This window comes from Pseudomonas silesiensis (genome assembly GCF_001661075.1).
GTDB lineage: Bacteria > Pseudomonadota > Gammaproteobacteria > Pseudomonadales > Pseudomonadaceae > Aquipseudomonas > Aquipseudomonas silesiensis.
Genome location: NZ_CP014870.1, coordinates 3,527,722 through 3,541,404, shown reverse-complemented (window position 1 = coordinate 3,541,404; position 13,683 = coordinate 3,527,722). Strand labels below are relative to the sequence as shown.

Below are 13,683 nucleotides of genomic sequence, written 5' to 3'. Positions count from 1 at the left end.
GCGTTATCGTTGACGACCATCGCGAGCAAGCTTGCTCCTACAAAGACTGCGTCGTGCGCTATTTAAACAGCACCCTTTACCCCTGTGGGAGCGGGCTTGCTCGCGAAAAACCTGAGAGCACCGCGGGGTGTCAGGTCACCAGCGTTATCGTTGGCGACCATCGCTAGCAAGCTTGCTCCTACTACCAAATAACGAGAATCCCCCTGCCAACGGCGCATTCGTCTGGCACGCGGAGCTCTCTACTATCGATCCATCGCCTGTTTGCCCGACAGGCATCGACCCAGACAGAGGCCCACCATGATCTACGCACAACCCGGAACACCAGGCGCCGTCGTGACGTTCAAGGCGCGCTACGGCAACTTCATCGGCGGCGAGTTCGTCGCCCCGGTCAATGGTGAGTACTTCACCAACTCTTCGCCGGTCACCGGTGAAGTGATCGCCGAATTCCCTCGTTCCAGCGCCGCCGACATCGAAAAAGCCCTCGACGCAGCGCATGCCGCCGCCGATGCCTGGGGCAAGACCTCGGCGCAGGACCGCTCGCGGGTGCTGCTGAGAATCGCCGACCGCATCGAGGAGAACCTGGAGATACTCGCTGTCACCGAAACCTGGGACAACGGCAAGGCCGTGCGCGAAACCCTGAACGCTGACGTGCCCCTGGCCGCCGACCATTTCCGCTACTTCGCCGGCTGCATTCGCGCCCAGGAAGGCGGCGCCGCCGAGATCAACGAGCTGACCACCGCCTATCACTTCCACGAACCCCTGGGCGTGGTCGGGCAGATCATCCCGTGGAATTTCCCGCTGCTCATGGCCGCCTGGAAACTCGCGCCGGCCCTGGCCGCCGGCAACTGCGTGGTACTCAAGCCTGCCGAACAGACGCCGCTGTCGATCATGGTCTTTGCCGAGCTGATCGCCGATTTGCTGCCGGCCGGCGTGCTGAACATCGTCCAGGGTTTCGGTCGCGAAGCGGGCGAGGCGCTGGCCACCAGCAAGCGCATCGCCAAGATCGCCTTCACCGGTTCCACCCCGATTGGCGCGCACATCATGAAATGCGCGGCCGAGAACATCATTCCGAGCACTGTCGAACTGGGCGGCAAGTCGCCGAACATTTTCTTCGAAGACATCATGCAAGCCGAGCCGCAGTTCATCGAGAAGGCTGCCGAAGGCCTGGTGCTGGCATTCTTCAATCAGGGCGAGGTCTGCACCTGTCCATCGCGAGCGCTGGTGCAGGAGTCGATCTACGACGACTTCATGAAAGTGGTGATGAAGAAGATCGTCAAGATCAAGCGCGGCAACCCGCTGGACACTGAAACCATGGTCGGCGCCCAGGCGTCCGAGCAGCAGTACGACAAGATCCTCTCGTACCTTAAGATCGCTCAGGAGGAGGGTGCCGAGCTGCTCACCGGCGGCGCGGCCGAGCATCTTGAGGGGGATTTGTCGACGGGTTATTACATCCAGCCGACCCTGCTCAAGGGCCACAACAAGATGCGCGTGTTCCAGGAAGAAATCTTCGGCCCGGTGGTGGGTATCACCACCTTCAAGGACGAAGCCGAAGCCTTGGCCATTGCCAACGACAGCGAGTTCGGCCTCGGTGCGGGCCTGTGGACCCGCGACATCAACCGCGCCTACCGCATGGGCCGGGCGATCAAGGCCGGTCGCGTATGGACCAACTGCTATCACCTGTACCCGGCCCATGCGGCGTTCGGTGGCTACAAGAAGTCCGGTGTCGGCCGTGAGAATCACAAGATGATGCTCGACCATTATCAGCAGACCAAAAACCTGCTGGTGAGCTATGACATCAATCCGCTGGGATTCTTTTGATTCGACACGAAACCGTGTGATGGCTTTCGCGGGCAAGCCTCGCTCCTACAGGTACAGGTGATCTGTAGGAGCGAGGCTTGCCCGCGAATGGCCGTGTCTGACACCCCGCTACACCCCCTACCAACGCACGCCGCCACCTCCTTCGAAAGTAGCATTCGGTCGCCCCGCACCCCGTGCATTAATGGCCTTACCGGAATCGTCCGGCACAAGAAGAGGATTGACCCATGTGGACTAAACCCGCGTTTACCGATCTGCGCATTGGCTTCGAAGTGACGATGTATTTCGCCAACCGCTGATTGTCCACCCGGCCAGCCGTGGCGTTGGCCGGGCCTGCCTCGGCCGAGCGGGCGTAGCTGGAGCGGCGGGGGATAGAGGTGGCTTATGACGGCATGAGCATTTGTGCTGTAGCTGATGGCCCCATCGCGGGCAAGCCCGCTCCCACAGGGGGTTGTGTGTACAACCACAGATCCTTGTGTACACCACAGGTCCTTGTGGGAGCGGGCTTGCCCGCGAAGAGGCCAGGTCAGACACCGCAGAACCCTGGAGAACCGCAATGACCGACACCCCGCTGACCCCCACCGAATTCGAGCAGGCCCTGCGCGCCAAAGGCGCCTACTACCATATCCACCACCCCTTCCACCAAGCCATGTACGCCGGCCGCGCCAGCCGCGAGCAGATCCAGGGTTGGGTCGCCAATCGTTTCTATTACCAGGTGAACATCCCGCTCAAGGATGCCGCGATCCTCGCCAACTGCCCCGACCGCGAGGTACGCCGGGAATGGCTGCAACGGATTCTCGACCACGACGGCGAGCCTGGCAGCGAAGGCGGCATCGAAGCCTGGCTACGCCTGGGCGAAGCCGTGGGCCTCGATCGCGAACAAATCCTCTCGCAAGAGCTGGTACTGCCGGGCGTACGCTTCGCCGTGGACGCCTACGTCAATTTCGCCCGCCGCGCCTGCTGGCAGGAAGCGGCCAGCAGTTCCCTGACCGAACTGTTCGCGCCACAGATCCACCAGTCCCGACTCGACGCCTGGCCGAGCCATTACCCGTGGATCGATGCCGCCGGCTACGACTACTTCCGCACTCGCCTGAGCCAGGCGCGGCGCGATGTCGAGCACGGGTTGCGCATCACCCTGGCGCATTACGTGACCTTCGAGGGCCAGCAACGCATGCTGGAGATTCTGCAGTTCAAACTCGACGTGCTCTGGAGCATGCTCGACGCCATGAGCATGGCCTACGAGCTGGAACGTCCGCCGTATCACACGGTGACGACGGAGAAAGTCTGGCACCGGGGGATCGCCCTGTGAGCCCGATCAAACGCGATCAGGCTCCGACCCTGCGCCAAGGGTTTCGCCTGCAATGGGAGCCGCGTCAGGACTGTCACGTGCTGCTGTACCCTGAAGGCATGATCAAGCTCAACGTCAGTGCCGGGCAGATCCTAGACCTGCTGGACGGCCGGCGCAGCGTGGCGGCGATCATCGATCTGCTGTCCGAGAACTTCCCTGGGGTGCCGGGGATCGACGAGGACGTGCTGGCGTTCCTGGAGGTGGCCCATGCGCAATTCTGGATCGAATGACTCGCCGCCCGGGCCGCCGCTGTGGCTACTTGCGGAGCTGACTTATCGTTGCCCGCTGCAATGCCCGTATTGCTCCAATCCGCTGGACTTTGCCCAGGCAGGTGAAGAGTTGAGCACCGCAGAATGGATTCGGGTGTTCCGCGAAGCCCGGGACATGGGGGCCGCGCAACTGGGCTTTTCCGGCGGCGAGCCGTTGGTACGGCAAGACCTGGCCGAGTTGATCAAGGCGGCCCGGGACATGGGCTACTACACCAACCTGATCACCTCCGGCATCGGCCTGACCGAGCAGAAAGTTCGCGACTTCAAGGTCGCCGGGCTGGACCATATCCAGATCAGCTTCCAGGCCGCCGACGAAGCGGTGAACAACATGCTTGCCGGCTCGCGCAAGGCATTCGCCCAGAAGCTGGCGATGGCCCGGGCGGTGAAAGCCCAGGGCTATCCGATGGTGCTGAACTTCGTTACCCATCGACACAACATCGACGAGATCGCGAAGATCATCGACCTGTGCCTGGAGCTGGAGGCGGATTTCGTCGAATTGGCCACCTGCCAGTTCTACGGTTGGGCCGAACTCAACCGCGTTGGCCTGTTGCCGACCCGTGAACAATTGCAGCGAGCCGAGCGCATCACCAACGAGTACCGCGAGCGTCTGGAGGCCCAGGGTCATCCGTGCAAGCTGATTTTCGTCACGCCGGACTACTACGAAGAACGCCCCAAGACCTGCATGAACGGCTGGGCCAACCTGTTTCTCGACATCACCCCGGACGGCACGGCGCTGCCTTGCCACAGCGCGCGGCAGTTGCCGGTGCAGTTTCCCAACGTGCGCGAGCACAGCATCGAGCACATCTGGACCGATTCGTTTGGGTTCAACCGCTTTCGCGGCGATGACTGGATGAAGGAGCCGTGCCGCTCCTGCGATGAAAAGCACAAGGACCTGGGCGGTTGCCGCTGCCAGGCGTTCATGTTGACCGGCGATGCGGAAAATGCCGACCCGGTGTGCAGCAAGTCGCCGCACCATGGGGTGATCCTCAAGGCCCGGGAGGAGGCCGATGCGCCGGGGTCGGGCATGGAACACCTGACGTTGCGCAATGAAAAGGCTTCCAGGCTGATCTATCGCGGATAATCAAGCGACACAAATCCCCTGTGGGAGCGAACTTGCTCGCGATAGCGGACTTCCAGAAGTAATGATGTTGCCTGACACTCCGCTATCGCGAGCAAGCTCGCTCCCACAGGGGGCTGCGGTGGATACAAGATTTGAGTAGCCGCAGCCTGCTACACCATTGGTCTGATTGCATTCACCGCCGGATGCGTTAGTGTGGCTTTACCTTCCAAAACAATAAAAAACAGGCTTTCCAATGAGCCAGAGTCTCAGCCAGCTGCGTAAATTCGTTTCACCTGAAATCATCTTTGGTGCCGGTTGCCGGCACAACGTCGGCAACTGCGCCAAGACCTTCGGTGCCCGCAAGGTGCTGGTGGTCAGCGATCCCGGGGTGATTGCCGCCGGATGGGTGGCCGATGTCGAGGCCAGCCTGCAAGCCCAGGGCATCGACTACTTCCTGTACAGCGACGTGTCGCCCAACCCGCGGGTCGAAGAAGTCATGCTCGGCGCCGAGCTGTACCGGGAGAACCACTGCGATGTGATCGTCGCCGTCGGCGGCGGCAGCCCGATGGATTGCGGCAAGGGCATCGGCATCGTCGTCGCCCATGGGCGCAGCATCCTCGAGTTCGAGGGGGTGGACACCATCCGCGTGCCCAGCCCGCCGCTGATCCTGATTCCGACCACCGCTGGCACTTCGGCGGACGTCTCGCAATTCGTGATCATTTCCAATCAGCAAGAACGGATGAAATTCTCCATCGTCAGCAAGGCCGTGGTGCCGGACGTGTCGCTGATCGACCCGGAAACCACCCTGAGCATGGACCCGTTCCTGTCGGCCTGTACCGGTATCGACGCCCTGGTACATGCCATCGAGGCCTTCGTTTCTACCGGTCATGGCCCCTTGACCGATCCCCATGCGCTGGAAGCCATGCGCCTGATCAACGGCAACCTGGTGCAGATGATCGCCAATCCCGGCGACATCGCGCTACGCGAGAAAATCATGCTCGGCAGCATGCAGGCCGGGCTGGCGTTCTCCAACGCGATTCTCGGTGCGGTGCACGCGATGTCCCACAGCCTCGGTGGCTTTCTCGACCTGCCGCACGGCCTGTGCAACGCGGTACTGGTGGAACACGTGGTGGCGTTCAACTACAACTCGGCGCCTGACCGCTTCAAGGTGATCGCCGAGACCTTCGGCATTGACTGCCGGGGCCTCAATCACCGGCAGATCTGCGGGCGCCTGGTGGAGCACCTGATCGCCCTCAAGCATGCGATCGGCTTCCATGAAACCCTCGGCTTGCATGGGGTCAGCACCGCGGATATTCCATTCCTGTCGCAGCACGCCATGCACGACCCGTGCATTCTCACCAACCCGCGCGAGTCCAGCCAGCGTGATGTCGAGGTCGTCTATGGCGAAGCCCTCTGACGAGCAACAACGGGCGCTGGCAGGACTGCTCGGGTTAGGCAGCCATTCGGCGCGCAAGAGTCATTACCCGGAACTGGCCGCGCGCCTGGATGAGCTGGAAGCCGAGCGTAATCGCTACAAGTGGCTGTTCGAAAACGCGGTGCACGGGATCTTCCAGGCCAGCTTGCTCGAAGGCATGCGCGCCGCCAACCCGGCACTGGCGCGGATGCTCGGCTATCAGAATCCGCAGGAGGTGTTGTTCTCGCTGGCGGACCTGGCCAGCAACCTGTTTGTCGGCGGGGCACGGGAGCTGGAAAACATTGGCGAAATCCTCAGGCACCAAGGCAGCCTGAATGGTTACGAAACCCAATTGCGGCGCAAGGACGGCAGCCGTCTCGACGTGCTGATGAACCTGCTGCTCAAACCCGATCAGGAAGAATTGGTCGAAGGTTTTGTCGCCGATATCACCGAACGCAAACTCGCCCAGCAGCGCCTGCAACAGCTCAATGACCAACTGGAGCAGCGGGTCACGGCGCGCACCGACGAATTGCTCGAAGCCAACCGCAACCTGCAGCAGCAAATCACCCAGCGTAAACAGATCGCCGAAGCCTTGCGCGATGCCCGGGACGCGGCCGAGGCCGCCAATCGCAGCAAGGACAAGTACCTCGCCGCCGCCAGCCATGATCTGCTGCAACCCCTCAACGCCGCGCGCTTGCTGATCTCGACCTTGCGTGAGCGCAGACTGCCCGAGGTCGAACAGGTGCTGGTGGAGCGTACGCACCAGGCCCTGGAAGGGGCCGAAGATTTGCTCACCGATCTGCTCGACATATCCCGGCTCGATCAGGCCGCGGTCAAACCGGACATTGCCCTGTACCGCCTTGATGAATTGCTCGGTCCGCTGGTGTCGGAATTCCGCTCGGTGGCCGAAGCCGCCGGATTGAACCTGCGCGTGCACATGGGCGACTACGCCATCAATACCGACTTGCGGCTGATGACGCGGATCTTGCGCAACTTTCTCAGCAACGCCTGCCGTTACACCGACGCGGGCAGCATCCTGCTGGGGGCCCGGCGGCGCGGTACGATGCTGCGCCTGGAAGTCTGGGACACCGGACGCGGGATTGCCGCTGACCGGCTGGATTCGATCTTCCTCGAGTTCAACCAGCTGGACGTCGGCCGTGCCGCCGATCGCAAGGGTGTCGGCCTGGGGTTGGCGATTGTCGAGCGCATCGCGAAAATTCTCGACTACAGGATCCAGGTGCATTCGCGGCCGGGGCGTGGATCGATGTTCAGCATCGACGTGCCGATTTCCCATGAGGTCCCGTTGCCGATCAGTCAAGCCGCGCCCCAGCCGGGTGCGGGCAACCCGCTGCCAGGGCGGCGATTGCTGGTGCTGGACAACGAAGTCAGCATCCTTGAAAGCATGAGTGCGTTGCTGGGGCAGTGGGGCTGCGACGTGGTGGTCGCCACTGATGAAGCCTCCGCGCTGACAGCCTTGGAGGGCCAGGCACCGGAACTGATCCTGGCCGACTACCACCTCGATCACGGGGTGGTGGGCTGTGAGGTGGTCCGGCATTTGCGTCAGCATTTCGGCCTGGTGATTCCCGCGGTGATCATCACCGCGGATCGCACCGACCAGTGTCGCAGCGCCTTGCAAAGGCTCGAGGCACCGCTGCTGAACAAACCGGTGAAGCCCGGCAAGTTGCGCGCGGTGTTGAGCCAGATACTGGGCTAGCCGAGTTCGCGATACTGCAGGTTGAACCCCAGCTCGGTGGACTGGCCTTGCTCGAGCAACACCAGTCCCGGACGCCCGGGCAGATGATGAGCATTGACCGGGTGACTCACCGGTTCGATGCAGAAAAATTTCAAATCTACCGGACAATAGAGCAGGTAGAAATCGCTGTCGGTGGCCTGGCATTGCAATTCATAACCGAGGTCCGGTTGCTGGATCAGGCACTGACCGTCCCACTCGCAGAAACCGTTGTCGACCAGGGTGTCGGGCAAGCCTTTGAGGTGCTGGAAATCCCATTCGGCGGGCACCGACGTCAATTTTGTCGGTAGTTTTACCCCATCGCATAACCAGACTTGTCGGGCCCGTGCCTGCAGTCGAGTGCCCGCCGTGCGCGGCAAGTAGGGATGAAACCCCAGGCCATGCCAGGCGGCGAGTTCGGCCAGGTGGGTGACGTGCAAACCGATGCTCAGCTTGCCCTCGCTCAGTTGGAAACGTTGCCTGGCGCGATAAGTGAAGGGCGTGGTGCTGTCGAGTTGCAGGACCACTTCATCCTGAGTGTGCGACACCACCTGCCACGGCTGTTGCCAGGCACTGCCGTGGATCGGCAGGGGATCGGTGAGGCTGTTGGGCGTCAGTGCCAGCCAGCCGTCGGGGCGGTCGAATCCCCCTTCGGAAATACGGTTTGACCAAGGGGCCAAGGGAAAGCAGCCGAGTTTGCCCGGCAGACCGGTGTTCAGCGCGTGGGCGTCGCTGTGGCGCAGCAGCGGTTGGCCGGTGCTGCGCACTGTCCAGTTGACGATGCTGCCGCCGAGTTCGGGGGCGAGGGTGAGGTGGGTGAGGTCGTCTTTGAGTTCGAGGAGTGTTGGCGTCATGTTGCCCCGCGATATGAATGAGTACCTGTAGGAGCCAGGCTTGCCGGCGAAGGCGATCTCAAATACGCCTTCGCCTGTAGGAGCCAGGCTTGCCGGCGAAGACGATCTCAAATACGCCTTCGTCTGTAGGAGCCAGGCTTGCCGGCGAAGACGATCTCAAATACGCCTTCGCTTGTAGGAGCCAGGCTTGCCGGCGAAGACGATCTCAAATACGCCTTCGCCGGCAAGCCTGGCTCCTACAGGCATTGCGTTTTACAGTTGCGAATGTTTTTGCCAGGGCCGGGACCCGCGTTCTACAACACCAAATGCGGCAACCACAGCGACAGCGCCGGAATGTAGGTCACGGCCATCAGCACCAGGAACAGCACGGCATAGAACGGCAGCAGCGCCTTCACGGTCTTCTCGATACTGACTTTACCCACCGCCGACCCCACAAACAGCACCGCACCCACCGGCGGCGTGATCAAACCAATCCCCAGGTTCACCAGCATGATCATGCCGAACTGCACCGGGTCCACGCCAATGCCCAGGATCACCGGCATCAAAATCGGTGTCAGGATCAGGATCAGCGGCGCCATGTCCATCACCGTGCCAAGCAACAGCAGCATGACGTTGATGCACATCAGAATCACATAGCGATTGTCCGACAGCGTCAGGAACATCGTGGTGATCTTCGACGGGATCTGCATCAGGGTCATGATGTAGCCGAAGCTGGCGGCAAAACCGATCAGGATCATCACAATCGAAATCGTCCGTACCGTGCGGTGCATCAGCTTTGGCAGCTCGCTCCACTTGTAGTCGCGGTAGATGAACATGGTGACGAAGAACGACCACAACACCGCAATGGCCGCCGATTCAGTCGCGGTGAAGATCCCCGAAAGAATGCCGCCGAGGATGATCACCATGGCCATCAGGCCCCACATCGCTTCGCCGCAGATCTTCAGCGCCTGCCGCATGGGAATGACTTCGCCCTTGGGGTAGTTGCGCTTTTTGGCGAAGATCAGGCACAGCACCATCAGGCACGCGCTCATCAACAGGCCCGGAACTACGCCAGCCATGAACAACGAAGCAATGGACACCGTGCCGCCGGCAGCCAGCGAGTAGAGTACCGAGTTGTGGCTGGGCGGGGTCAGCAGCGCTTGCACCGAGCCGCTGACGGTGACCGCCGTGGCGAATTCCCGGGGATAGCCGCGCCGTTCCATCTCTGGAATCAGCACCGAGCCCACCGACGCGGTGTCCGCCACCGAGGAACCGGAGATCGCACCGAAGAAGGTCGAGGCCATGATGTTGACCAGCGATAATCCGCCGCGCACGAAACCCACCAACACACCGGCAAACGCGACCAGCCGCCGGGACATGCCGCCCTCGGCCATGATCGCGCCCGCCAGGACGAAAAACGGGATCGCCAGCAGGGAGAATTTGTTGACGCCACCGGCGACCTGAATCATCAGGGCCTGGAACGGTATGTCGATCCACCAGGCGCCGATCAGGGCGGAAAGGCCCAGGGCGTAGGCGACCGGCATGCCGATCAGGATCAAAGCGATAAAACTGCCCAGCAGAATCAGAGCGTCCATTCAGGCGGCACCTTCGTTTTCTTCAACCAGGTCGAATCGCACGACCCGACGGTTGCTCTGGTCACCGAGCAAGAGTTTTTCCAGGACAAAGATCAGCGTCAGCAGACCGCCGACGGGGATCGGCATGTAAGTGATGCCGACTCGCAGGGTGGGCAGGGCGCTCATGAACTGGTTCCAGGTGGAGATGCACAGCTTGGTGCCCCAGACCGTCATGAACAGGCAGATCGTTGCCATCAGCAGTTGCGAGACGATGCTCATGGTCCTGCGAAGGTGCGGCGTCATGCGATCCGTCAGCATGGCCACGGCCATGTGCGCGCCGGCGCGATAGCTGGCGGCGGCACCGATGAAGGTGAAGACCATCATCAGCAGGATGGCGGTGGGCTCCGGCCAGCTCGAGCCCGTGCCGAGGATGTAACGGGCAAACACGCCCCAGGGAATGATCAGGGAAATGGCCAGGACTGACATCCCCGCGACCCAGATGCAGGTCATGTAAATCCTGTCGTTGATACGCAGCAGCAGATTCTTCATCGGGTTCCACCGTAACCGGGCGCGCGCTGACCTACACCAACGTCAGCGGCGCCGGGCCTTTCATGAATGCAGGGAGGGTTACTGAACGGCTTCGATGCGCTTGATCAGATCGGCGTAGGGCGCGCCGTATTTTTCCCGGACCGAGGCGGTGGCCTCATAGAAAGGTTTTTTGTCGACGGTGATGAACTCGACGCCGGCCGCCTTGAGTTTCTCTTCGCTGCTGGTGGATTTTGCGTCCCACAACGTGCGTTCCTGGGCCTGTGCCGCCTTGGCGGTTTTCTTCACCAGCACTTGTTGCTCGGGGGTGAGTTTGTCCCAGGTGATTTTCGACATCACGATCGGCTCGGGCAGGATCAGGTGCCCGGTCAAGCTGTAGAACTTGGCGTTCTGGTAGTGGTTGTGTTCGAGCAGGGTCGGCGGGTTGTTTTCCGCACCGTCGATCACCCCGGTCTGCAACGCACTGAAGATCTCGCCGGTGTCCATCGCAATGCCGTTGCCGCCCATGGCGTTGATGGTTTCGATGAACATCGGGTTGCCTTGCACGCGAATCTTCATGCCCTTGAGGTCGGCGAGGCTGCGCACCGGTTTCTTGGTGTAGATGTTGCGCGTGCCGCCGTCCATCCAGGCCAGGGCGACCAGGCCGAATTCGGAATCGGTGATTTTCGCCAGGATCTCGTCGCCGACTTCACCGTCAATGACTTTGCGCATGTGCGCCTGGTCGCGGAATACAAACGGCATGTTGAACACGTTCACGTCCGGCACCACCGGCCCGACGATGCCCAGGCTGACCCGGGCCATCTGGATGGCGCCGACCTGGGCCTGTTCCACCACTTCTTTTTCCGAGCCGAGCACACCGCCGGCGAACATCTTGAACGTCAACTTGCCGTTACTGTCGGCCACCAGAGTCTTGCCCAACTGTTCTTCCGCCACCACGGTCGGGTAACCGGCGGGATGGATGTCGGCAAATTTGATTTCCAGCGCGTGGGCGGTACTGCTGAGGGTGAAAACGAAGGGGAGTGCAGCGGCGAGCAAGGTGCGTTTGAAGTCCATGGGTTGTGTCTCCAGTCTTGTTATTGTTGTTTTCAAGGCGCAGCGGTGCAGCACAAGCGGTTACGGCAATGGGTTGAACGCAGGTTCCGGCAAACCTTTCACCCCGGGATTCAGGGCAAATACACCGCCGGCCAGGGACTGTTCGTCCCGGTCGTCACCGGGGCGGATCGAGGTCACGAACAGCGTGTCCAGTCGACTGCCACCAAAGGCGCACATGGTGGGTTTTTTCACCGGGACCGCGAGGGAGCGGTCCAGTCGGCCATCAGGGGTGAAACGATGGATCAGCCCGGCGTCGTTGGCGCAGATCCAGTAGCAGCCTTCGGCATCCACCGCGGCGCCGTCGGGACGCCCGGGGAACTGATGCATGTCGACGAACAGCCGGCGCCTGGACGGCGTGCCGGTGTCGATGTCGTAATCGAAGGCCCAGATCTGCTGGACCAGGGGATGGGAATCCGACAGGTACATCGTGCGGCCATCCGGGCTGAAGCCCAGGCCGTTGGGCACGATGAACCCGCCGAGTTGCGCCTCGAGCGGCCCCGGTTGCCCGGCGCTGTAGCGATAGAGCCTGCCCTCGGCAGCATTGGCGCCCATGTTCAGCACCATGCTCCCGGCCCAGAAGCGCCCCTGACGATCGCAACGACCGTCGTTGAGGCGCATGTCGGGGCGAGCGTGATTCACGCCGGCCAGCAGTTCGCTGTCGAGGCTGCCGTCGTTATGCGGGTGCAGCTCAAAGAAGCCGCTTTCCATGCCGGCCACCCAGCGTCCATTGCCTTGACGTGCGATGCAGGCAAGCATTTGCGGGGCGGTCCAGGCATCGACATGACCGCTGTCGGCACGCCAGCGTTGCAGGCCGCCAGCGGGAATATCGACCCAGTACAGGGCATTTTCCTCGGCGACCCAGACCGGGCTTTCACCCACCGCGTTACGGGCATCGACAATCAATTCGGCGTGCATGGCGACTCATTCCCTTGGGCTGTTATGGTTGGGATCGTTGCGGGTTCAGTCGCCGAACGGGCCGGCCGCACAGAAGGCGCCACCCTGATAGACACGCGCAGGATCATCAGCGGCGGGCATCGGCTGGGCTTCGACCTTGCCGCGGAACACTTCGGAGCTGTCTTTGGGGGCATAGCCCAGGGCGGTCGCGAATCGGTTATCCCACCAGATATCCTTGTTATCGGACATGCCATACACCACGGTGTGACCGACGCCTGGGGTGAGCAACGCACGCTCGAGCAATTGCGTGAGATCGCCGAAGCTCAGCCAGGTGCTCATCATCCGGCGGTTTTGCGGTTCCGGGAACGAGGAGCCAATGCGGATGCTGACGGTCTCGATGCCATAACGATCGAAGTAGAACGTGGCCATGTCTTCGCCGTAGGACTTGGACAAGCCGTAGTAACTGTCCGGGCGACGCGGGGAGTGTGCGTCGATGACCTGGTCCTGCTTGTAGAAGCCGATCACATGGTTGGAGCTGGCGAAAATCACGCGCTTGACGCCATGCCGGCGCGCCGCTTCGTAGATGTGGAACACGCCGCAGATGTTGGCGCCGAGGATTTCTTCGAACGAGCGCTCTACCGACACGCCGCCGAAGTGCAGGATGGCGTCCACGCCTTCGACCAGTCGATGCACCGCTTGTTTGTCGGAAAGGTCGCAGGTGACGACTTCTTCCCGGTCATCGATGGCCGGGGCGATGTCGGCAATGTCCGACAGGCGAATCACGTTGGCATAAGGCCGCAGCGTTTCGCGCAGCACTTTACCGAGGCCGCCGGCGGCACCGGTTAGCAGCAGGCGATTGAAAGGGGCTGTTTGAGTAGTAGTCATGGAAGTCCCTGGACAGCAGTTATTGTTAGGGTGCGTTGTAGGTTGTCGTACGACTTGGTCAAAGTATCGTTAGGCTTCCCGGGTTTTGTCAACGCGACTTTGGGTGAAATTGACGGGGGGTTATCTTTTCCGGCAGACCTACCCCCGTAGGAGCGAAGCTTGCTCGCGATGGACGTTAACGATGACGCGCGCTGATTGGATACACGGCGCTCTTGAAACCACCG

The 13,683-nt window shown here is 61.6% G+C and carries 13 protein-coding genes; 7 read left to right on the top strand and 6 right to left on the bottom strand.

The genetic code is table 11. The features are described from left to right. Window positions 1-297: 297 nt before the first annotated feature. The 7 genes from exaC to PMA3_RS15635 all read left to right on the top strand — a co-directional run bounded on the left by exaC (window position 298) and on the right by PMA3_RS15635 (window position 7,620). Window positions 298-1,818, top strand: coding sequence for an acetaldehyde dehydrogenase ExaC (exaC, locus tag PMA3_RS15660; protein ID WP_064678016.1), 1,521 nt, complete (start codon window positions 298-300; stop codon window positions 1,816-1,818). 224 nt (window positions 1,819-2,042) lie between these two features. After that, window positions 2,043-2,114 carry a pyrroloquinoline quinone precursor peptide PqqA gene (gene pqqA / locus PMA3_RS30830; RefSeq protein ID WP_003253598.1) on the top strand — a complete coding sequence of 24 codons (72 nt, stop codon included), beginning with the start codon at window positions 2,043-2,045 and terminating at the stop codon, window positions 2,112-2,114. 257 nt (window positions 2,115-2,371) lie between these two features. Then, window positions 2,372-3,124 carry a pyrroloquinoline-quinone synthase PqqC gene (pqqC, locus tag PMA3_RS15655; protein ID WP_064678015.1) on the top strand — a complete coding sequence of 251 codons (753 nt, stop codon included), beginning with the start codon at window positions 2,372-2,374 and terminating at the stop codon, window positions 3,122-3,124. After that, on the top strand, window positions 3,121-3,393 hold the full coding sequence (pqqD, locus tag PMA3_RS15650; RefSeq protein ID WP_064678014.1) for a pyrroloquinoline quinone biosynthesis peptide chaperone PqqD: 273 nt from the start codon (window positions 3,121-3,123) through the stop codon (window positions 3,391-3,393). Before pqqC ends, pqqD begins: the two co-directional genes overlap by 4 nt. Continuing rightward, window positions 3,371-4,513, top strand: a complete 1,143-nt coding sequence (pqqE, locus tag PMA3_RS15645; protein WP_064678013.1) for a pyrroloquinoline quinone biosynthesis protein PqqE — start codon at window positions 3,371-3,373, stop codon at window positions 4,511-4,513. Before pqqD ends, pqqE begins: the two co-directional genes overlap by 23 nt. 232 nt (window positions 4,514-4,745) lie before the next feature. Beyond that, the gene (gene ercA, locus PMA3_RS15640; RefSeq protein ID WP_064678012.1) at window positions 4,746-5,909 is read left to right on the top strand and encodes an alcohol dehydrogenase-like regulatory protein ErcA; all 1,164 of its coding nucleotides are present in this window, start codon (window positions 4,746-4,748) and stop codon (window positions 5,907-5,909) included. Next, window positions 5,893-7,620, top strand: a complete 1,728-nt coding sequence (locus PMA3_RS15635; RefSeq protein ID WP_064678011.1) for a PAS domain-containing hybrid sensor histidine kinase/response regulator — start codon at window positions 5,893-5,895, stop codon at window positions 7,618-7,620. Before ercA ends, PMA3_RS15635 begins: the two co-directional genes overlap by 17 nt. Here the strand turns inward: PMA3_RS15635 and PMA3_RS15630 are convergent. From PMA3_RS15630 to PMA3_RS15605, 6 genes are all read right to left on the bottom strand, one after another. Next, the gene (locus PMA3_RS15630; protein ID WP_064678010.1) at window positions 7,617-8,489 is read right to left on the bottom strand and encodes an aldose 1-epimerase; all 873 of its coding nucleotides are present in this window, start codon (window positions 8,487-8,489) and stop codon (window positions 7,617-7,619) included. The genes PMA3_RS15635 and PMA3_RS15630 overlap by 4 nt on opposite strands. Window positions 8,490-8,782: 293 nt before the next feature. Then, window positions 8,783-10,063: a TRAP transporter large permease gene (locus PMA3_RS15625; RefSeq protein WP_064678009.1), complete on the bottom strand. Its 1,281-nt coding sequence runs from the start codon at window positions 10,061-10,063 to the stop codon at window positions 8,783-8,785. Further along, window positions 10,064-10,591: a TRAP transporter small permease gene (locus PMA3_RS15620; RefSeq protein WP_064678008.1), complete on the bottom strand. Its 528-nt coding sequence runs from the start codon at window positions 10,589-10,591 to the stop codon at window positions 10,064-10,066. Between the two features lie 78 nt (window positions 10,592-10,669). Next, window positions 10,670-11,641: a TRAP transporter substrate-binding protein gene (locus PMA3_RS15615; RefSeq protein ID WP_064678007.1), complete on the bottom strand. Its 972-nt coding sequence runs from the start codon at window positions 11,639-11,641 to the stop codon at window positions 10,670-10,672. A gap of 60 nt (window positions 11,642-11,701) precedes the next feature. Beyond that, window positions 11,702-12,595, bottom strand: coding sequence for an SMP-30/gluconolactonase/LRE family protein (locus PMA3_RS15610; protein WP_064678006.1), 894 nt, complete (start codon window positions 12,593-12,595; stop codon window positions 11,702-11,704). Window positions 12,596-12,640: 45 nt separating this feature from the next. Further along, the gene (locus PMA3_RS15605; protein ID WP_064678005.1) at window positions 12,641-13,459 is read right to left on the bottom strand and encodes an NAD-dependent epimerase/dehydratase family protein; all 819 of its coding nucleotides are present in this window, start codon (window positions 13,457-13,459) and stop codon (window positions 12,641-12,643) included. Window positions 13,460-13,683: the final 224 nt, after the last annotated feature.